Source organism: Flavobacterium sp. C3NV (assembly GCF_046825355.2).
In the GTDB taxonomy this organism is placed as follows: domain Bacteria; phylum Bacteroidota; class Bacteroidia; order Flavobacteriales; family Flavobacteriaceae; genus Flavobacterium.
In genome coordinates this window covers 187,392-207,855 of the sequence record NZ_JBKQBJ020000002.1, presented here as the reverse complement: position 1 = coordinate 207,855, position 20,464 = coordinate 187,392, and the positions used below count along the sequence as shown (strand labels likewise).

Annotated in this window: 17 protein-coding genes; 13 read left to right on the top strand and 4 right to left on the bottom strand. The window is 35.1% G+C overall.

The window, feature by feature from the left end:
- Positions 1–218: 218 nt before the first annotated feature.
- Both ACIDC4_RS03775 and ACIDC4_RS03770 read right to left on the bottom strand, forming a co-directional pair.
- Positions 219–1,193: a TerC family protein gene (locus tag ACIDC4_RS03775; protein WP_412041808.1), complete on the bottom strand. Its 975-nt coding sequence runs from the start codon at positions 1,191–1,193 to the stop codon at positions 219–221.
- Positions 1,194–1,445: 252 nt separating this feature from the next.
- Complete coding sequence (locus ACIDC4_RS03770) at positions 1,446–2,462, bottom strand: glutamine synthetase beta-grasp domain-containing protein (protein WP_230036592.1); 1,017 nt, start codon at positions 2,460–2,462, stop codon at positions 1,446–1,448.
- A 427-nt stretch (positions 2,463–2,889) separates the two neighbouring features.
- Between ACIDC4_RS03770 and ACIDC4_RS03765 the strand changes: the two genes are divergently transcribed.
- The 11 genes from ACIDC4_RS03765 to ACIDC4_RS03715 all read left to right on the top strand — a co-directional run bounded on the left by ACIDC4_RS03765 (position 2,890) and on the right by ACIDC4_RS03715 (position 13,682).
- Positions 2,890–5,079, top strand: coding sequence for a glutamine synthetase III family protein (locus tag ACIDC4_RS03765; protein WP_412041807.1), 2,190 nt, complete (start codon positions 2,890–2,892; stop codon positions 5,077–5,079).
- A 395-nt stretch (positions 5,080–5,474) separates the two neighbouring features.
- Entirely contained in the window at positions 5,475–6,320 is an 846-nt protein-coding gene (locus tag ACIDC4_RS03760; RefSeq protein ID WP_230036596.1) for a hypothetical protein, read from the top strand.
- Positions 6,321–6,389: 69 nt separating this feature from the next.
- Positions 6,390–6,911, top strand: coding sequence for a hypothetical protein (locus ACIDC4_RS03755; RefSeq protein ID WP_412041806.1), 522 nt, complete (start codon positions 6,390–6,392; stop codon positions 6,909–6,911).
- An 8-nt stretch (positions 6,912–6,919) separates the two neighbouring features.
- A complete protein-coding gene (locus ACIDC4_RS03750; protein ID WP_412041805.1) occupies positions 6,920–7,321 on the top strand; it encodes a hypothetical protein in 402 nt (133 codons plus the stop codon).
- Between the two features lie 29 nt (positions 7,322–7,350).
- On the top strand, positions 7,351–7,653 hold the full coding sequence (locus tag ACIDC4_RS03745) for a CsgE family curli-type amyloid fiber assembly protein (RefSeq protein WP_346432755.1): 303 nt from the start codon (positions 7,351–7,353) through the stop codon (positions 7,651–7,653).
- A gap of 16 nt (positions 7,654–7,669) precedes the next feature.
- Positions 7,670–8,074: a curli production assembly/transport component CsgF gene (locus tag ACIDC4_RS03740; RefSeq protein ID WP_194615325.1), complete on the top strand. Its 405-nt coding sequence runs from the start codon at positions 7,670–7,672 to the stop codon at positions 8,072–8,074.
- A 1-nt stretch (position 8,075) separates the two neighbouring features.
- Positions 8,076–9,437, top strand: a complete 1,362-nt coding sequence (locus ACIDC4_RS03735) for a CsgG/HfaB family protein (protein WP_412041804.1) — start codon at positions 8,076–8,078, stop codon at positions 9,435–9,437.
- Positions 9,438–9,501: 64 nt separating this feature from the next.
- Positions 9,502–10,986, top strand: a complete 1,485-nt coding sequence (locus ACIDC4_RS03730) for a carboxypeptidase regulatory-like domain-containing protein (protein ID WP_412041803.1) — start codon at positions 9,502–9,504, stop codon at positions 10,984–10,986.
- A 165-nt stretch (positions 10,987–11,151) separates the two neighbouring features.
- The gene (locus ACIDC4_RS03725; protein ID WP_089352610.1) at positions 11,152–12,330 is read left to right on the top strand and encodes an AIR synthase related protein; all 1,179 of its coding nucleotides are present in this window, start codon (positions 11,152–11,154) and stop codon (positions 12,328–12,330) included.
- A gap of 274 nt (positions 12,331–12,604) precedes the next feature.
- Complete coding sequence (locus ACIDC4_RS03720) at positions 12,605–12,961, top strand: hypothetical protein (RefSeq protein WP_412041802.1); 357 nt, start codon at positions 12,605–12,607, stop codon at positions 12,959–12,961.
- 115 nt (positions 12,962–13,076) lie between these two features.
- Positions 13,077–13,682: a GNAT family N-acetyltransferase gene (locus ACIDC4_RS03715; RefSeq protein ID WP_412041801.1), complete on the top strand. Its 606-nt coding sequence runs from the start codon at positions 13,077–13,079 to the stop codon at positions 13,680–13,682.
- Positions 13,683–14,255: 573 nt separating this feature from the next.
- Here ACIDC4_RS03715 and ACIDC4_RS03710 read toward each other — a convergent pair.
- On the bottom strand, positions 14,256–14,879 hold the full coding sequence (locus tag ACIDC4_RS03710) for a M949_RS01915 family surface polysaccharide biosynthesis protein (RefSeq protein ID WP_412041800.1): 624 nt from the start codon (positions 14,877–14,879) through the stop codon (positions 14,256–14,258).
- Positions 14,880–15,060: 181 nt separating this feature from the next.
- On the opposite strand from ACIDC4_RS03710, the gene ACIDC4_RS03705 reads away from it, so the two are divergent.
- Positions 15,061–17,394 (top strand): GH92 family glycosyl hydrolase, encoded by a 2,334-nt coding sequence (locus ACIDC4_RS03705; RefSeq protein ID WP_412041799.1) that lies wholly within the window; start codon positions 15,061–15,063, stop codon positions 17,392–17,394.
- Between the two features lie 321 nt (positions 17,395–17,715).
- Positions 17,716–18,159, top strand: coding sequence for a hypothetical protein (locus tag ACIDC4_RS03700; RefSeq protein ID WP_412041798.1), 444 nt, complete (start codon positions 17,716–17,718; stop codon positions 18,157–18,159).
- Between the two features lie 367 nt (positions 18,160–18,526).
- Here ACIDC4_RS03700 and ACIDC4_RS03695 read toward each other — a convergent pair whose 3' ends face one another.
- Entirely contained in the window at positions 18,527–20,380 is a 1,854-nt protein-coding gene (locus tag ACIDC4_RS03695) for a M61 family metallopeptidase (protein ID WP_412041797.1), read from the bottom strand.
- Between the last annotated feature and the right edge of the window lie 84 nt (positions 20,381–20,464).

Genomic DNA, 20,464 nt, shown 5'->3' with positions numbered 1-20,464 from the left:
GCAACGAAAACCCCAATCTTTATCTGCTTTCTTGTGTAATTTACTCTGTCTATTTGCTATCGTTCCATTCTCTTTTCTATAGAAATGACAAAAACTTTGTCGATCAATTAGAGCGATTTGTGTTACCGATTAATTATCTATCAAGTAATAAATGTTTGATTAAAATAAAAGGCTATCTTTTGGGATAGCCTTTATTATAAATATATGTTTCAGGAATATTATTCCTGTTCTAAATCAGTATCAGTAAGTTCTTTCTCTTTCCCAAATTTAAGAGAAACTAAAATCCCAACCAAAAGCGAAAGTGCAATAAATCCTAATGAAGCCCATTCTGGAACATGAATCCATTCGTGAAGTAACATTTTTAATCCAACAAAAGCTAAAATAGCTACCAGACTATATTCCAAATAACTGAATTTTGCCAGCATATTTGCCAGGAAGAAATACATAGAACGTAATCCAAGGATAGCAAATATATTAGAACTGAATACTAAAAACGGATCTGATGTAATGGCTAAGATGGCAGGAACACTGTCTACAGCAAAAAGAACATCCATAACTTCGATAACAATCAGGGCTACAAATAATGGAGTTGCAGCTCTTTTGGCAGTTTTTGTCGAAATGAAAAACTTTTCTCCATCCATTTCAGCAGTGATCGGAATAATTTTTCCTAATGTTTTATATACAAAAGAATCTTTTGGCTGGAAATCATCATCTTCTCCGGAGAACAACATTTTTATTGCAGTAAAAAGCAGGAAAAGCCCAAATACATAAGTAGTCCAAGTAAATTTATTAATAAGCATTACGCCAAAGAAAATCATTAATCCGCGGAAGATTACAGCGCCCAGGATTCCCCAGAATAAAACGCGGTGTTGGTATTTTTGCGGAATTTTGAAAGAGGCGAAAATAATCGCAATAACAAAAATATTGTCTACACTTAAAGACAGCTCAATCAAATAACCGGTAATAAACTTCATAGAAGCTACGGCTGGTTTTAGATTGTCAGGATTCGCAATATAATCTGTAGTGTAAAGCCAGTAAATTACTCCCGAAAACAGGAACGATAAAGTCACCCAAATAAGTGTCCATTTACTTGCTTCTTTGGTACTAATAATATGGGGGTTTTTATTGAAAACACCCAAGTCTAAAGCAAGAATAAAAACAACGGCTAATAAAAACAAAATCCAGACTATCATGATACTTTTTTTAAATGATTTACAAAGATAGTTTTTGAAGTTTAACTTAAAAATTAATTATCGAAAACTTATGTTGAAATTCTGAATAAAACTTCGCTATCCTAACTCTTGTGGCGGTGAGGTTTGAGTAAGATAAGAACTTTGTCAAAGTTTTAAACTTTGACAAAGTTTTGTGACTGTCAAAATGATGATAAATAAAAAAAAGTGCCAACAATTACGATGGCACTTTTAAGATATAATCTAAGCTTTGAATTATAGCGCTGATTTTACAGTTTTGATAATTCTTGCAGCAATTTTGTATGGATCTCCGTTTGAAGCTGGTCTTCTGTCTTCAAGATATCCTTTCCATCCTTTTTGAACAGTGTATAAAGGAATTCTGATTGAAGCTCCTCTATCAGATACTCCGTAAGAGAAATCGTGAATAGAAGCAGTTTCGTGTTTACCAGTTAAACGTTGGTCGTTGTAAGCTCCGTAAACTGCAATGTGTTCTGCAACTACAGGACGGAAAGCTTCACATATTTTTTCGTAAGTTTCTTTAGATCCACATGTTCTTAATACTTCGTTAGAGAAGTTAGCATGCATACCTGAACCATTCCAGTCTGTGTCTCCAAGTGGTTTTGGGTGGTATTCGATATAGTAACCATATTTTTCAGTCAAACGATCTAGTAAATAACGGGCAACCCAAATTTCGTCTCCGGCTTTTTTAGCACCTTTAGCGAATAATTGAAATTCCCATTGTCCGCAGGCAACCTCTTGGTTAATACCTTCAAAGTTAAGTCCGGCAGCAATACATAAGTCAGCATGTTCTTCTACTAATTTTCTTCCGTGAGTGTTTTTTCCACCTACAGAGCAGTAGTACATACCTTGTGGAGCAGGATATCCTCCAACAGGGAAACCTAATGGCAATAAAGTTTTAGTATCCATGATGAAATACTCTTGTTCGAAACCAAACCAAAAATCATCATTATCATCATCAATTGTAGCTCTACCGTTAGAAGGGTGTGGTGCTCCGTCAGCATACATAACTTCTGACATTACAAGGTATCCGTTTATACGAGTTGGATCAGGGTAGATTGCAACAGGAACTAATAAACAGTCAGAAGATCCGCCTTCAGCTTGTTTTGTTGATGAACCATCAAATGACCAGTTTCCAAGTTCTTCTAATGTTCCTTTGAAATTTTCATGCTCTTCAACTTTAGTTTTACTTCTAAGATTTTGAGTTGGTTCATATCCATCTAACCAAATGTACTCTAACTTAATTTTAGCCATAATAATATAAATTAATTTTTTTGTTTTTTTCGTTGGGTCAAATATAGATTTATTTTTTTAGCCGTAAAAATTAGGGGGCTGTTTTGTTTATGTCTCTATTATTTTTTGGATAAGCGCAATTTTCTGAGGGGTATATTTTTAAAAAAGCAATTTTTAACACTATTAAAAAATAAATTCGTAAAAATTACAGCTGTTTTTTATAAATCAGGGTTAAGGAATTATGAAAAAATGTTTATTTAATGAAGAATACTGATGTATTTTGTTACATTTCTTTAAATCAAATTCATTATTCTTTGAAAAAAGCATCTTACATTGAAAAATCGTCGAATAAAAATCTCAAATTTATCCTATAAACAGGCTTTTTATTTGTTTATATTTGTCGATCATTTTTTAGTAAAAATTATTACAAATTTTAAACTTATTATACATGTCAACATTACGTTTCCAGGCCTTGAGAGATGCTTCTACAAGAAAGCCAGTACATTTTGAAGAAATCGATAGAAAATCTAACATTTTTGGCGCAAATGTGTTTAATGAAAAAGCTATGAAGCAGTTTTTGACTTCAGATGCTTTAAAGGGAGTTAGAGATGCCATCCAGCACGGAACTAAAATAGACAGAAAACTGGCAGATTATATCGCCATGGGAATGAAAGAATGGGCTTTATCTAAAGGTGTTACTCATTATACACACTGGTTTCAGCCGCTTACAGGAACAACAGCAGAAAAACACGATGCTTTTTTTGAAGTTTCATATGACGGAAGTGATCCTGTAGAGAAATTTGGTGGGGCACAACTGGTGCAACAAGAGCCGGATGCATCGAGTTTTCCGAATGGCGGAATCAGAAATACATTCGAAGCAAGAGGATATACGGCCTGGGATCCAACTTCTCCGGCATTTATATACGGAACTACTTTATGTATTCCGACTGTATTTATCGCTTATACAGGAGAAGCATTAGACAATAAAATTCCGTTGTTAAGAGCTTTATCTGCTATAGATGAAGCAGCGACAGAAGTATGTAGATATTTTGATAAAAATGTAAAAAAGGTAACCGCTACTTTAGGATGGGAGCAGGAATATTTCCTTATTGATAAAGCATTGGCCAATTCTCGTCCTGACTTGATGATGACAGGGAGAACCTTATTAGGACATACGTCTGCAAAAGGGCAACAATTAGATGATCATTATTTTGGTTCTATTCCAACTCGTGCTCTTACTTATATGAGAGATTTAGAGCAGGAATGTATGTTGTTGGGAATTCCGGTAAAAACACGTCATAACGAAGTAGCACCAAATCAGTTTGAGCTGGCACCCATTTTCGAAGAAACCAATCTTGCGGTAGATCACAACTCCTTATTAATGGATGTGATGCAAAAAGTGGCAGAACGTCATGACTTTAAAGTCTTATTTCACGAAAAACCTTTTAAAGGAGTAAACGGATCTGGAAAACACAATAACTGGTCACTGGCAACAGATACAGGAGTTAATTTATTGAGTCCGAGTAAAACACCAATGAGTAATTTACAATTTTTGACTTTCTTTATAAATACCATAAAAGCAGTTAATGATTACGAAACTTTATTAAGAGCGGCGATCGCAACAGCAAGTAACGATCACAGGTTGGGAGCAAATGAAGCACCGCCGGCCATTATCTCTGTTTTTATTGGGGCACAATTGACTAAAGTATTATCTGAGTTAGAAAGTGTGACAACAGGAAAATTATCTCCTGAAGAAAAAACAGATTTAAAACTGAATGTAGTAGGGAAAATCCCGGACGTTTTGCTTGATAATACAGACAGAAACAGAACTTCGCCTTTTGCCTTTACCGGAAATAAATGGGAATTCAGAGCAGTGGGATCAAATTCAAACTGTTCGAACGCGATGACTACTTTGAATGCGATTGTAGCCAAACAACTAAAAGACTTTAAAATAGAAGTAGATACTTTGATCGAGTCGAAAGACATGAAAAAAGACGATGCTATTTTTAATGTGTTGAGAGAATACATCAAACAATCTAAAAAAATACTTTTTGAAGGTGACGGATATAGCGAAAGTTGGGAGAAAGAAGCGGCAAAAAGAGGTTTAAGTAATTTTAAAACCACTCCGGAAGCGATTAAGGCTAAAGTTTCTAAACAAGCTTTGGATTTATTTTCTGAATTAGGAATTCTAAACCATGTAGAAGCCGAAGCGCGTTACGAAATAGAATTAGAAGAATATACTAAAAAAATTCAGATCGAAGGAAGAGTTTTGGGTGACATTGCAAGAAACCATGTAATCCCAACAGCAATTCGTTACCAAAATACATTAATTGAAAATGTAAAAGGATTGAAAGAAATCTTTGGAAAAGAATTTGAAACGATTGCAAAAGAGCAGATCGTTCTGATAAAAGAAATTTCAGGTCATATTGAAGGAATAAATTCTAAAGTATTGGCCATGACTGACGAAAGAAGAACAGCCAATCATTTGACAGATGCGCAAAAAATGGCCGAAGCCTATTGCAATAAAGTAAAGCCTTATTTTGAAGATATTCGTAACCATTGTGATAAATTAGAGTTACTTGTAGACGACGAAAGCTGGACATTAACCAAGTACAGAGAGTTATTGTTTACCAAATAAATAACAGTTGAACAATTCTACCAAGCCCATCGAATTACGGTGGGCTTTTTTTTGTTTTAATGTTAAAATAAAGTAAGATTAACATTGTTTTTAGCAGATGAGAGGGTGTAAATGTAAGGAAATTGTAATAATTAAGTAATTTCCTACTTACGTTTTTAGCGATTTCAGTAGTTCATCGAGATAGTTTTACAGTTCATCGAAAAGTCGTTATGTTATTGTAAAATAGGTATTTATACTTGATTTGATTTTCGATAAGTTTTCTAATTTTGGTCATGAAGAAAGAAAATAAGTCTTCAGATTTTATTTTCGAATGACGTTTTTGATGGCCTGATTTCCCCCAAATCACACTGACCTACATAATAAGTTGTATTAATAACCAATTAAATATATCTATTATGAAAAAAGTAATTTTAAGCATCTCAGCGATGCTGTTTGTAGGGGCTGCAGCAATTGCGCAGGGAAACACTTCATCAGTGAATCAGGTAGGAAACTCTGACCAGGGTCTTGTTACTCAAAATGGTTCAAATAACGGATCTCTTGTTGATCAGTTAGGAGACAACAACAAATCTGAAGTTTTTCAGGGAATTCAACCAGGATTGTACGCAGCAAAAGACAACAAAGCTGATGTGAAACAAAATGGTAACGGTAACGGGGCTTTTATTTCTCAAAGCAACCATGATAACGAAGCTTATCAAACACAAAAAGGGAATAGCAACAGAGCTACAATCTGGCAAGATCAAATTGTAAACGCACCAAGTTCAACAGGTGGATTTGATAAAGCCTGGCAAACACAAACAGGAGACAGTAATACTGCTACTGTAGATCAGGGTACAACAGGTAACGAGAAACCAACAGGTGCTCCTTTTACTGCTGCTCAAATCGGACATGCTAATGGTGTAACTGTTCCGGTTGGTCCTCATAATAACAATAAAGCTTGGCAAACACAAAAAGGTGATAACAACGTAGCATATGCAAGTCAAGGAGGTCAAAGAAACGAGTCTACACAAACTCAAACTTCTCCAAGCGGTACTTCTGCAGCGAACAAAAACACTTCAAACCACTATCAATATGGTGATGATAACAAAGCTACATCTGTACAAAACGGAACTAAGTTAACTGAAGATACTTTGCAAATTGGTAACTTAAACAAAGCCACTGTGACTCAAACCGGAGCATCTCATGCTAGTATTGCATTCTCAAAAGGAAATTCAAATACAATTGTAGTTACTCAAACTAACTAATAGCATAAAATACAAATGAGATAGTCATAGAACGTGACTATCTCATTTTTTTAATCTAAATCAATAAAGATGAAAACTTTCATTTTAAATATTGTTTTGCTTTTACTTTTTTCTCCCGTATTATATGCGCAGGAAAAAGAAGATAATTCAGATTTTAAGCCTTATAGTTCTTCTGTTTTTAATTCTAAAGAAAAAGCTTTTAGTGTAGTTTCGAGCATGGATAAAAAAGCACAGGATAATTTAAATTCTAAAATTCAGTCTGGAATACAAATCCAGCAAATTGGGGATTTAAATAAGGTGAAAGCATTTTTAAAATCAAATGAAACAAAAGTTGCTGTAGACCAAAACGGAAATCGCAATGAATTGTTTTTGGATAAAAGTGCTAAAACACTGACCCAGAATATTGTTCAACAAGGAGATAATAACAAAATTTCTGATTTTACATTGCATACCAATTATAATGTAAATATGGAAATGATCCAAAAAGGAGACAATCAAAACATTCAAAGTATTGGAACCAATTCACTGTCAAAAAACATGAAAATTACCCAGACAGGAAATGGCGCTTCAGTAATTCTTATTAATAAATAAATTTAAACATGCGTTTTTTATATCGACATATCACATTCGTATTTCTGGTTTTTACTGCCATAATATATGGTCAGGTCCCCCAAGACAAAATAAAAGCAAAACTGGAAATTGAAAAAGTAGAGGGTAATGTAAAAATTACCGGTACAGCTGAAAATCTTACTGATGTCATCAGAGGTGCTGCCTATAGAATGTCTGTTATAAAAAATAATAATAAAAGTAATAATCAGTCTAATAATGACCAGGTTGGTGTTTTTACCTTACAGCCAAACGAAAAACAAAAATTATCTACTTCTCAGATTAATCTGTCTGAGGATGATGAGGTAGTCGTATTATTATTGTTTTATGATGAAGACAAGCAAATAATAGCGAAGGATCGTGTTGTTTTGGGTGAAGAAAAAAAAAAGATGTAGAAGTTCTTGTATTGCCTGTTGACGGATTTGTGTTAAGAGGAATTATTACAGACGATACTAAAACCAAAATGGGAAAAGATTTTTACGACAGGTATTATTACAAATACAATGATATTGGAATCAACGCTGAAAAAATAGTCACAATAGGTGAAGAATATAGTTTTGCAAGAAATACATCCATAACCATAAGTATCGACAACGAAGTTATTTATGAGTTTCTGGCAAGGCCGGATGATGAATTTTTGGATGCAGTTGCAGAAGAATCTGTAAATGCCACCTTCACTTACCTGAAAGAAAAAGAAAAAGAGCGCAAATATTTCACTCAGTATTAATTTTATTATTAGCGACATGAAATTTATAATCACCCTGGCAGTATTCCTGCTTATTTCTCCGTTTATAAATGCTCAGGCATTAGTTTATAAACCAGTCAATCCGGCTTTTGGAGGAGACACCTTTAACTATCAATGGCTTTTGAGCAGTGCCGAAGCTCAGAATAAGCAAAAGGATAAGACAGCTGAAACCAAAACACAAACTGACTTAGAACGATTTAAAGCCAATTTAAATTCGCAATTATTGAGTCAGATTTCAAGTACACTCTACAAACAACAATTTGGTACTGATGGCATAAAAGAAGGTTCCTATACCTTCGGGAGCTATTCGGTCGATGTTTACCCATCTGCAGACGGGCTTACCCTAAATATTTTAGATACCAATACCGGCGAACAAACTCAAGTAATTATCCCAAATCAATAACATGAGATTACATCACTACTTATTTATAGTATCCGGATTACTTTTTTCGGGTTGCGGTGCTTATTATAATCAGCCAACCGGCGTGCAAAAAGCAGTTTTAGGAGAAGGAACTCCTGCCACTTCATTATTAAAAGATCTGCCAAAACCCAAAGAACAAGTTGTCGTGGGTGTCTATAAATTCAGAGACCAGACCGGACAATACAAACCACAGGAAAACGGAAGCAGTTTTAGTACTGCCGTGACTCAGGGCGCCACTTCGATATTGATAAAAGCGCTGGAAGATTCTAAATGGTTTATACCCATCGAGCGCGAAAATATTGGTAATTTATTACAGGAACGAAATCTTATTCGGGCAACGCGTCAGGAATATGTAAAAAATGCCAATCCAAACGAGCCTCAGTTAACTCCTTTATTATATGCCGGGGTTTTATTAGAGGGCGGAATAGTTTCGTATGATTCTAATATTATTACCGGAGGTTTCGGGGCGCGATACTTTGGAGCCGGAGCATCGGTAAAATACCGTCAGGATCGCGTTACCATTTATTTGAGAATGATTTCAACATCAAACGGAAAAATTTTAAAATCAGTTTATATCTCTAAAACTATTTTGTCTCAGGCTATTGATGAAAGTTTGTTTCGATATGTAAATTTTAAAAGACTATTAGAAGTTGAAACCGGATACACCACAAATGAACCCGTACATATGGCGGTTACCGAAGCCATCGAAAAAGCGGTAGAATCTTTGGTTCTGGAAGGTATAAAAGATAATATCTGGGAAGCAGATGCACCAAAATTTGAAGTTGATAATCTACTAAAAGCATATGCCGAAGAAACCAAAACGGCTGATGTAACCTCACTTTACGGAAGAGAATTAGAAAACAGAAGAAGCAAATTTGCTATCGAAATTTCCGGCGGGGCAACCCTTATGGATGGCGATTATCAAGATCCGCTTTTACGGCCTTTTGGTCGCGGCGCTTTAAAGTATTTTATAACGCCCGGTTTTAATATAAGCGCTTCTACAAACGTGGTCAATCTCGCCAACAAAAATTTACTCGACGTAGGTTATATCACTTATGATCTTAATCTCGAATGGATTTTACTTCCCAAAGATCGTTTTACACCTTATCTCTACGCAGGCGGAGGATATGCAACAAACAGGAAGTTCGAGAATGCTTATGGTAAAATTCAATACGGTTTAGGACTTGAATATCTGATTTCAGACAAAATTGGAATCAAATTGTTTGGAGAGCAAAACATTAATTTTAGTGATAATGTCGACTATATAAAAGCAGGAACCCGTGACGATTACTATTATAAATTCGGGTTAGGACTTACTTATTATTTTGCAAAAAAGAAAAAATAAGGAATTGTGAAAATCAGAATTTAAAAATATAATGATGAAGTTTAAATTTAAAAACAAATTAATAATGAAGTATTTATACAAAATAGCAAGCGTACTTTTTTTATTGTTTTTGGTTTCATGCAGTGAAGAGAAAATAGGAGAATCAGCATATGGTACCGTTAGCGGAAGAGTAGTTAATGCAGATACTTTTGAACCAATGGAAAATGTAAAAATCCTTTCAAGTCCCACAACAAGTACCGTTTTTACAGATGCCGAAGGTAAATTTACAGTTTCGAATGTAAAAGTGGGCGAATACTCTTTTCAGGCTCAAAAAGAGGGTTTTATAGCAAAATTCGAAGCCACAACCGTTACAGCAAACAATACATCACAAGTGGTTTTTGAACTCAAAAAAGCATCAGCCAATAACAAACCGCCAACAGTTCCCGTATTAGTAAGTCCGGTTGATAATAGTACCGCCCAATCTGTAACATTAGACCTGACCTGGACAGCTACAGATCCGGATAAAGACGAATTAATTTTTAAAATAACCCTTAGAAACGATAGTAACAGCGAGGTAAAAGTTTATGATGCTATAAAAGCCAATAAACTTACATTGACAGATTTGATCTTTGGAGCAAAATACTATTGGCAAATTGAAGTTACAGATGGTGTAAATACACCTGTTTTAAGCACAGTAAGTACCTTTACCACAATTGCTTTTCCGGCAACACGATATTTGTTTGTAAAAAATATAAATGATAATAATGTCATTTTTACTGCCGATGATGCGGGTAAACAATATCAGTTAACGAGTTCAAACAGAAATTACTGGCGCCCAAGAAGAAATAATCTGGTAAAGAAAATTGCTTTTATAGGAACAAATGGTTCCCAAAATGATCTTTATACCATGAATTTTGACGGAACGGGAATTAAAAAGTTAACCAGTTCAGTACCTATTGCCGGATTCAATTCAGATTATATAGGGTATTCCTGGAATGCTTCAGGAAGTGAATTGATTTATCCTAATTTCGATAAATTATACAAAATCAACAATGACGGAAGTGGTTTGACCAAAATATTCCAGACACCAAATGGTAAATTTATATCAGAGTGTGACTGGAGCGCCGACGGATCAAAAATTGCATTAAAAGTAAATGATGCCAACGGATATAATGTTGAGCTGTATGTAATTAATCCTTCGGGAGTAGTAATCGCAACCATTCTTTCCGGTCAAAACGGAGCAGTCGGCGGCCTAAACTTTTCCATCACAGGCCAAAAATTAGTGTATACCCGAGATGTTACAGGATTCGAAAGTTCAAATTACCGACAATTAGATGCCAAAATTTTCGAATACAGTTTTGCATCCGGAAATTCTACACAAATTATAACAGAGAAAATATCCGGAACAAACGATCTCGATGTACGATATTCGCCAAACGAGTCCGAATTAATTTTTACCAATACCTCAAATGATGGTATTTCGATAAAAAATATTGTAAAAACCACAGTAGGAGTTGTCAATTCCAGAGTAGTATTATTTTCAGGAACAGCAATGCCCGACTGGGAGTAACTTTTAGGAGCCAAAATTTTATAACCAATTTTACTCAGGAAATTCGGCAGCGCTATAAAACCTGCCGAATTTTTTTGTGCGTCAAATATTCAATTTTAAATACTATAGCCCTGAGAATTAAAAAAAGGGATTATCTTTGCACCACATCAACACAAACTAAGTTTCATGAGTTCAGATTCTAGCAAAAGGTACGCACAAAGAGGTGTTTCGGCATCAAAAGAAGACGTACACAACGCCATAAAAAATATCGATAAAGGTTTATTTCCTCAAGCATTTTGCAAAATTGTACCTGATTATTTAACACAGGACGAAGAATATTGCTTAATAATGCACGCTGACGGCGCTGGTACAAAATCGTCTTTGGCGTATATGTACTGGAAAGAAACAGGCGATATTTCGGTTTGGAAAGGAATTGCTCAGGATGCCTTAATCATGAATATTGATGATTTATTATGTGTTGGCGCAACAGATAATATTTTGCTTTCATCAACCATTGGAAGAAACAAAAACTTAATTCCTGCAGAAGTTATTTCGGCAATCATCAACGGAACAGAGGAATTAATCAACGAATTAAAATCTTTTGGCGTAACCATTCATTCAACTGGCGGAGAAACTGCAGATGTTGGAGATGTAGTTCGCACCATAATTGTAGATTCTACCGTAACCGCTCGCATGAAACGCAGCGACGTTGTAGACAATGCAAACATAAAAGCAGGCGACGTAATTGTTGGATTGACTTCTTTTGGTCAGGCAACTTACGAAAAAAGCTATAATGGCGGAATGGGAAGTAACGGATTAACATCTGCACGTCACGACGTTTTTGGTAAATACTTAGCCAAAAAATATCCGGAAAGTTATGATGCGCTTGTTCCCGAAGAATTAATTTATTCAGGTCAGGTAAATCTAACCGATGAAGTAGAAAATAGCCCAATAAACGCAGGTCAGTTGGTACTTTCTCCAACTCGTACTTATGCGCCAATTATCAAGAAAATTTTAGACACCTACACACCAAACGAAATTCACGGAATGGTGCATTGCAGTGGAGGAGCACAGACTAAAATTTTACATTTCGTTCAAAATTTACACATTATAAAAGACAATTTATTCCCGGTTCCGCCATTGTTCAAGTTAATTCAGGAACAATCAAAAACCGATTGGAAAGAAATGTATCAGGTTTTCAATTGCGGTCACCGTATGGAAATTTACGTTCCCGAAAACATTGCACAAGATATTATTGCGATTTCAAAATCATTCAATGTCGACGCACAAATCGTAGGTAGAGTAGAAGCGGCAGATGCAAAGAAATTGACCATTACCAGCGAATACGGAACATTCGAATATTAATTTTTTTAAGGTGCTAAGGTTCTGAGTTGCTAAGATTCTAAGTTACAAAAATTCTGAACTTATTCTTAAAAGAAAAAATTAGAATTTATTCATCAGGTAATGTGTAGAGACGCACAGCAGTGCGTCTTACGCAACGCTCATTTGGATTGCATTCGTTATAAAAATAATAACCATTAGCTTTTTTAGGAGCTAATCCCGCTATCCGTTACAATCTTTTATCCGCCGCGGCGGACAAAAGGATTTTCACTACTATCGGGGCTAAAAACACCAGGCTATGTACGAATTACTTTTTTGGAAATATTTAGAAGAAGTTTACCTAAACCACCACGAAGTTTACGAAGCTCTTGTAGAAAAAGAAACAGTAGAAGGTCTTGAAACACTTCCGGTTGAGGTAATCATGAACCGAATCAATTCTGTTTTTTCTAAATGGGAAAAAGTAGACGAAAACAGCTGGCAAAATACTTCAGGAAAAGGCGCTTTTCAGGTAATCACAACCCCACAAAGCATCAAAATTGACTGTTACGGCACCGAAGGTAAAACCATGAATAAATTGGTAGAAGTGATGGAAGAATTCAAATTACCGTTGTACGATCCGCAAGTGCCGGAACGTTACGACGAAATGAGTGAATAGTTTTTTTCTTTTATATCTCTTGTGAGTCTTTGTAAATACTTCGTGCATCTCTGTGAAAAAGTTTTTACACAAAGTCACGCAAAGATTCAGACAGAGCATCACAAAAAAATAGCTTATGACAACACCAATTTTCAGTTTCTCAGACAATATCATTTTAGAAGACGATTTAGTTTTATTACGTCCGTTACAAGAATCGGACGTGGATAATTTATTAGAAATATCGATCAACGAGCCAGAAACCTGGAAATATTCCTTAGTAGGAGCAGACGGAAAAGAGAATCTGATCAAATATATTCAGCTGGCCATAAAAGCACGAGAAAATCAAAAAGAATTTCCGTTTATTGTTTTCGATAAAAAGACTCAAAAATACGCAGGTTCAACCCGTTTTTACGATATGAATCTTGAATTCAAAACACTTCAGTTAGGCTACACCTGGTATGGTTCAGCTTTTAGAGGCACCGGACTCAACAAACATTGTAAATTCTTACTATTACAATTTGCTTTTGAAACCCTCGGAATGGAGCGCGTCGAATTCCGTGCAGATAATGACAACAAACGAAGTATCGCTGCCATGAAAAGCATCGGTTGCAAAGTCGAAGGCGTTTTACGAAGCCATATGCCTACAATAGATAAAGAAATACGCCGTGATTCCATCGTTCTGAGTATCCTTAAAAATGAATGGTTCGACGAAGTAAAAGAAAATCTAAAACAAAAACTTTAAAAAGAGCCGTAGGCTTCTACCTATATTGTAGAGCTGGACTTCAGTCCAGTCTAGACAATCAAGAAAAAAAAAGAGCCGTAGGCTCGCCAAATATTGTAGGGCTGGACTTCAGTCCAGTCTAGACGATCAAGGAAAATAAGAGCCGTAGGCTCGCCAAATATTGTAGAGCTGGACTTCAGTCCAGTCTAGACAATCAAGGAAAAAAAGAGCCGTAGGCTCGCCAAATATTGTAGGGCTAGACTTCAGTCCAGTCTTGACGATCAAGAAAAAAAAAGAGCCGTAGGCTCGCCAAATATTGTAGTGCTGGACTTCAGTCCAGTCTAGACGATCAAGGAAAAAAAGAGCCGTAGGCTCGCCAAATATTGTAGGGCTGGATTTTAATCCAGTCCAGCAAGGATTTACCCAATATTTAAATTGAAATTTAGAATTTAAAAAGTCTGGAATTTGGAATTTAAGATTTGGAATTTAAATCGAGATTTAAATTGAAATTTGGAATTTAAAAAGTTTGGAATTTGGAATTTAAGATTTGGAATTTAAATCAAGATTTAGATTGAAATTTAGAATTTAAAACTTCTACCCATCATGTAAAATAAGATCCTGTTCCTTTCTTAGTTTCGCAGTTAAATTATCGACATAGGTTTTTATTTTTGGCGGTAAAGAATTCCAATTAGCATCTTTTTTGAATGTTCTGCAATAATCAAGAACACATTCTACGGCGCGAATTGCATACTTTTTGTTCTTATAAACCGTAATAATTTTAACCCTTCTTATTTCATTATTTTCATTTCTGGTTCCGTAAACAATTACAGGATCGATATAGCCATCTCCGTCAAGATCTTTGGTGCTGCAGTATTTGGTCCAGAACCAAATATTGGTTTCTTTAGGATCGCTAATTTCCAGTAAATCATTTATGCGCCATTTTTCAAGAAAACCACCATGATCGCTCATTGTATAAATCGCCTGAATTTTGGTGTTTAAAGTATCCTTTTTAGTAATAGATTTTTGATTTTCGCACAAAAGCAAATTATATACGCCGCCTTTATCAGAACATTCAAAAGCCTTATAAATAGGGAAATCCGAAACCTGATCGAGTTCTCTTTCTTTTATCTCACTTTTTGTTAGTTTATAACTTTCTGTTTTTTGCGAAAAGCTCGATATAGAAAAAGAAAACAACAGAAATAAAAAATATTTTTTCATGTGTAGCATGGTATTTTTTGATCAATCAAAGATATTTAAAAGCTTTTTAGTTCTTTAAATTTTATATTTTTTAAAAAACAGATTTTGTTGTATTTTTCTAACCTGTAATTATTAGAAAAACGTTTTAATAAGTGCCTGATACTGTTTTGTAGAAAATTTAATGTTTAAATAAAAATACCTGATGAATACAATAAATTGCAAAAGTTTTCTCTTAGGATTCTCCTTTTTAGTAATTGGCTTTGGAGTAAAGGCTCAGAAAAAAGCAATAGAAAAACGTAATTTAATTCAGTACGTTGATCCTATGATTGGTACAGCTAAGATGGGACATACTTATCCAGGAGCAACCGTTCCGTTTGGAAGCGTACAATTAAGTCCGGAAACTGATACTACTGCATACAGTTTAAACGGAAAATATAACGGAGACGTTTATAAATATTGTGCAGGATACCAATACGAAGACAAAACCATTGTAGGTTTTAGCCATACCCATTTTAGCGGAACAGGCCATTCAGATTTAGGAGATTTTCTAATAATGCCTACAACCGGAAAATTGCAATTGAATCCCGGAGTAGCTTCAAAACCATTATCAGGTTATAGATCGGCATTTTCTCATTCGACCGAAAAAGCAGAACCGGCTTATTACAGCGTAATGCTGGAAGATCATAAAATTAAAGCAGAGCTTACTGCAACTACGCGCGTGGGAATGCATCAGTATACATTTCCAAAGTCGGATGAAGCGCATATCATTCTGGATCTGACTTCAGGAATTTACAATTACGATAAAAAGAACGTCTGGACATTTGTTCGTGTTGAGAACGATACATTAATTACAGGATATCGTCAGACAAACGGATGGGCAAGAACCAGAACTGTTTATTTTGCAATGTCCTTTAGTAAACCCATTAAAAATTACGGACAAGCGCCTGTTGAAAAAAGTGTCTACAGAGGTTTTTGGGGAAGATTCGATCAAACGAAGAATTTCCCGGAAATGGCAGGTCAAAACTTAAAATTGTTTTTTGATTTTAATACTAATGAAGGAGAAAAAATCAAAATAAAAATGGCTTTATCTCCCGTAAGTTCAGCCGGTGCGCTCGAAAATATGAAAAAAGAAGTTCCGGGTTGGGATTTCGAAAAAGTAAAAAAACAAAGTCAGGAAGTATGGAACAACGAATTGAATAAAATTCAGGTAGAAACCATTCAGAAAGAAGATTTGGTCAATTTTTATACCTCGATGTATCATGCCTTTTTAGGACCAACAGAATACATGGATTTAGATGGTAACTATAAAGGTTTGGATATGAATGTTCATAAAGCCGAAAATTTTAAAAACTATACCAGTTATTCATTATGGGATACGTACAGGGCTTTGCATCCTTTGTTCAATTTAGTGCAGCCAGCCAGAAACTCAGACATGATTAGTTCGATGTTGGCGCATTCAGATCAAAGTGTACATAAAATGCTGCCAATCTGGTCGCACTATGCCAATGAAAATTGGTGTATGATAGGCTATCATTCAGTTTCTGTAATTGCCGATGCGATTGTAAAAGGCAATGGGAATTTTGATCCTGAAAAAGCACTTCAGGCGTGTGTAAACACAGCAAAAGTACCTTATTATGACGGATTGGAATATTATATGACAAAGGGTTATGTTCCTGAAGATAAAAACGGGGCTTCGGTTTCTAAAACTTTAGAATATGCTTATGATGACTGGGCGATTGCACAGGCAGCGAAAAAATTGGGTAAAACAGAAATTTATAATGAATTTATCGAAAGATCTAAAAATTATAAAAACGTTTACGATGCAAAAACAGGTTTTATGCGTCCGAAATTAAACGACGGAACTTTCAAAAAAGAATTCGATCCACTTGATACACACGGACAAGGATTTATTGAAGGAAATTCATGGAATTACAGTTTATATGTTCCGCAGGATCCTGCTGATATGATTAAAATGATGGGAGGAAACGACAAGTTTAATGTTCGTCTTGATTCGTTGTTCAGTATGCACTTACCGGATAAATATTTCGAAAATACAGAAGATATTACCAGAGAAGGAATTATCGGGAATTACGTTCACGGAAACGAACCTTCACATCATGTGGTGTATTTGTACAATTGGACTAATTCACCCTGGAAAGCACAGGACAAAATTCGAATGATCCTGAAAAAAATGTATAGAAATGGTGCAGATGGTTTAGGCGGAAATGATGATTTTGGACAAATGAGCGCCTGGTATATTTTTAGCAGTTTAGGATTTTATCCTGTTGCTCCTGGTTCTGACGAATATGCGTTGGGAAGTCCGTTGGTTAAAAAAGCGGTTTTTAATTTAGAAAATGGTAAAACTTTTGAAGTTGAAACGGTAAATCAATCAGATAAAAATGTGTTTGTAAGTAAAGTTATTTTGAATGGAAAACAATTAGAGAAACCTTTCCTGAAGCATTCTGACGTTATTAATGGTGGAAAAATTACTTTTTATATGAGTGCGAAACCCAATAAGAAGAATTACCAGAATTAAATTTGCCCACGGGTTTTACGGATGAAACGGGTTTAAGCGGATTTTTTATTGTAATGTTTCTCTGAGCGAAGTCGAAGAGCTTTAAGTCGATGAGGACTTCGACATCACTAAACCGGTCAGCTTTCTCGATGTCACCCTGAGCGGAGTCGAAGGGCACTCCTATAGGACGTGGGCTTCGACTCCGCTCAGCCTGACAACACTTAAGTACAGATTATAATTCGTGATAATTAGTGCAATTCGTGGCAGAAAAATTAATAAGAACAAAACATAACGGACTTTGCAAAAACTTCCCGAAATTTGCACTTTAAATAAAAAGTAAATATGAAAATAAATCTAAAATCAGGAATTGATAAATTGCTTTTCGGAATGAAGCAAAACGATGTAACCGCTGCTTTAGGAAAACCGGACAAAAATTATGTAGATGAAGATGATAATGTGATTTTTGTATACAACGCACACAAAATCAGATTGACGTTTTATCAGGAAGAAGACTTGAAATTAGGTTATTTGGTAGCGTCAAGCAATGATTTGGAAGTTTTTGGATTCAAATTAATCGGAAGAAAAATTGCTGATGTAAAGAAGGATTTAGCGACTAAAGGAATTACAAAATATACTCAGGAGACTTTTGATACTTTCGAAAACTACTTTAACGAAGACAATTGGTTTATTCTTCAAACTGAATTTGATGAAGTAGTAAAGTTTGAAGTTGGTGCGATCATCAACGAAAAAGACGAATTTGATTGGAAATTTCCGGTAAAGAAATAAGCACAATCTTGTCATCCTGACGCAGGAAGGATCACACTAGTTTATCGCCAAAGGATATCGACAATCTTTGCGGAGTTTCTTGTGTGATCCTTCCTGAGTCAGGATGACAAAAAAAAAAAACGACAATCACTTGTCGGTTTTTTTATGTCATAATCTAAGAGCTGGTAATACACTAAAGTTCTTAAAATGCCTAAATCCCTAGCCCTGATGGGAACGGCATCCTTTTGTGGTGGGGTTCACCACAAAAGATACAGTGGACAGCAGGAAATAGCTCCTTATTTTTATTATTTAATACTTAGTCTGACAAACTAAAACAAAAAAACCGACAATCACTTGTCGGTTTTTTTTATGTTTTGATGAAAAGAAATTATCCTTTTAACCATGCATTTTTAAGTTTGTCTTTTGAAGCATCTGTCGCTTTAAAAGTTTCTTTTTCTTCGAAAGGTACTTTTACAGTTCCTTTGATGGTTTGTTCTTTTCCGTCACGTTTGATTTTGATTGTGATAGGATCATTTTCTTTCCAGTTTTCACTTTCGGTAATCAAATCATAAATATTGTCTAAGTTGTAAGCTTTTGCGTTTACAGTAAGGATTTGATCGCCTGCTTTAAGATTTAAACTGGTAAAAAATACATTAAGGTCAATTCCCGGGCGAACGCTTATTATTTTGGTTACCTGATCAACACCAATATACGGAGCTTGTCCTTTGATGAAAATAGATCCCGGAACTTTTTCTGATGCTTTTCCTACGCCCACTTTTGCCAAATAAAAATCGTAAGGAATTGGAGTTGTTCCCTGAACATATTTAGTCAAAAATTCGCCCACTTCTGGGTAAGTAAGCTGTGTGATTTTAGCAAAAAGTTCATCATCATTAAATGGTTTTTCTACACCATATTCGTCAGATAATTTATGCATTAAATCAAGAATTCCTCTTTCTCCGTTGCTTTTTTCTCTAATGATAATGTCGATGCACATACCAATTAAAGCTCCTTTTTGGTATACATTTAAGTATTGGTCTTTATAAGGCTGCTCTAATACATTTTTGCTCATAACGGTAAACGACATTGTATCATTTAGATCTTTTGCCTGTTCGATTTTATCAGCAATACGAGTATAAAACTCAGCTTCGCTAATTAACCCCTGATTGATTTGGAAAAGGTTGGCAAAATATTCTGTTACTCCTTCGTACATCCATAAATGTTCAGACATTTTTGGTGCATTATAGTCAAAATACTGAATTTCTTTTGAGTGAATCGTTAATGGTGTTACAATATGAAAAAACTCATGCGAAACAACATCTTTCATTGATTCTACTAATTTTTCTTTTGGCATAGATTCCGGTAAAACAACGGTAGTTGCAGTAGGATGTTCCAGAGCTCCAAAACCGTGAGCATCATCTTTTGCCATGCTTGACAAATACAATAAAACAGTGTACTTTTTAGTAGCATTTACTTTTCCTAAAAAGTTTTTCTGAGCTGTCATCATTGTTTTCATCTCAGGAGTAATACTTTCGGCAGTAAATTTTCCTGTTGGAGAGTAAACAGCGATTAAAATATCCATTCCGTTTACGTTAAACGTAGTATAATCCGGTTTAGAATACATGATTGGGTTTTCGACCAAAACAGCATAACGCGGAGTTGTAAAAACGTCGCTTGTGTTGCTTGCATCTTCATCATTCATTGATGTTGCTCCCCAAAGTGTTTCAGGATGTGTGATTGTAACTTTATAAGGTACATCTAGTTTATCCTGAAAATAACCTACGAAACCATGCGTGTTCACCATAAAGTTGATTCCTGCATTGATATTGGTTCCGGCCGGCGAAAAAACGTCGTCGTTACCAAATCCGGTTCCTTTTTCGGTATCAAAAGTATCACCTACTAAATAGGTTACTTTTTTTAATTTTTTGGCATCAGCAATTGACCATGAATTATCGTCGATTCTTTTTACTGTTAAAGGATTTCCTTTTGCATCAAAAGCTTTAAAATCATCTGAAAATTTACCGTAGTTATCTGTAGAGTAAGTTCCAGGAACTGTTTTTGGGATACTATAAATTACTTCGTCGGTTTTTATTGTGGGAGGTGTAACGGTCACCAGTACTTTGTCATCTTTTACATCAACAAGATTAATGTTAACACCTACGACATTTGCGGCACCAGATGAGCTTCCTGTTTTACAGCTCCAAAGAGTTGCTGCAAGAGCTAAGGTGTAAAGTATTTTTTTCATTTATTTAAGTTTAGTTATTCGTATATGACTTACAAAATATTAAAAAGTTACATTAGCAGTAAAAATAATAAAAAAACTCCTGAA

What these genes read in the sequence shown, in the direction of transcription:
- ACIDC4_RS03775 (WP_412041808.1), bottom strand. Translation starts at nt 1,193, where the DNA reads ATGATAGTCTGGATTTTGTTTTTATTAGCCGTTGTTTTTATTCTTGCT.
- ACIDC4_RS03770 (WP_230036592.1), bottom strand. Translation starts at nt 2,462, where the DNA reads ATGGCTAAAATTAAGTTAGAGTACATTTGGTTAGATGGATATGAACCA.
- ACIDC4_RS03765 (WP_412041807.1), top strand. Translation starts at nt 2,890, where the DNA reads ATGTCAACATTACGTTTCCAGGCCTTGAGAGATGCTTCTACAAGAAAG.
- ACIDC4_RS03760 (WP_230036596.1), top strand. Translation starts at nt 5,475, where the DNA reads ATGAAAAAAGTAATTTTAAGCATCTCAGCGATGCTGTTTGTAGGGGCT.
- ACIDC4_RS03755 (WP_412041806.1), top strand. Translation starts at nt 6,390, where the DNA reads ATGAAAACTTTCATTTTAAATATTGTTTTGCTTTTACTTTTTTCTCCC.
- ACIDC4_RS03750 (WP_412041805.1), top strand. Translation starts at nt 6,920, where the DNA reads ATGCGTTTTTTATATCGACATATCACATTCGTATTTCTGGTTTTTACT.
- ACIDC4_RS03740 (WP_194615325.1), top strand. Translation starts at nt 7,670, where the DNA reads ATGAAATTTATAATCACCCTGGCAGTATTCCTGCTTATTTCTCCGTTT.
- ACIDC4_RS03735 (WP_412041804.1), top strand. Translation starts at nt 8,076, where the DNA reads ATGAGATTACATCACTACTTATTTATAGTATCCGGATTACTTTTTTCG.
- ACIDC4_RS03730 (WP_412041803.1), top strand. Translation starts at nt 9,502, where the DNA reads ATGAAGTATTTATACAAAATAGCAAGCGTACTTTTTTTATTGTTTTTG.
- ACIDC4_RS03725 (WP_089352610.1), top strand. Translation starts at nt 11,152, where the DNA reads ATGAGTTCAGATTCTAGCAAAAGGTACGCACAAAGAGGTGTTTCGGCA.
- ACIDC4_RS03720 (WP_412041802.1), top strand. Translation starts at nt 12,605, where the DNA reads ATGTACGAATTACTTTTTTGGAAATATTTAGAAGAAGTTTACCTAAAC.
- ACIDC4_RS03715 (WP_412041801.1), top strand. Translation starts at nt 13,077, where the DNA reads ATGACAACACCAATTTTCAGTTTCTCAGACAATATCATTTTAGAAGAC.
- ACIDC4_RS03710 (WP_412041800.1), bottom strand. Translation starts at nt 14,879, where the DNA reads ATGAAAAAATATTTTTTATTTCTGTTGTTTTCTTTTTCTATATCGAGC.
- ACIDC4_RS03705 (WP_412041799.1), top strand. Translation starts at nt 15,061, where the DNA reads ATGAATACAATAAATTGCAAAAGTTTTCTCTTAGGATTCTCCTTTTTA.
- ACIDC4_RS03700 (WP_412041798.1), top strand. Translation starts at nt 17,716, where the DNA reads ATGAAAATAAATCTAAAATCAGGAATTGATAAATTGCTTTTCGGAATG.
- ACIDC4_RS03695 (WP_412041797.1), bottom strand. Translation starts at nt 20,380, where the DNA reads ATGAAAAAAATACTTTACACCTTAGCTCTTGCAGCAACTCTTTGGAGC.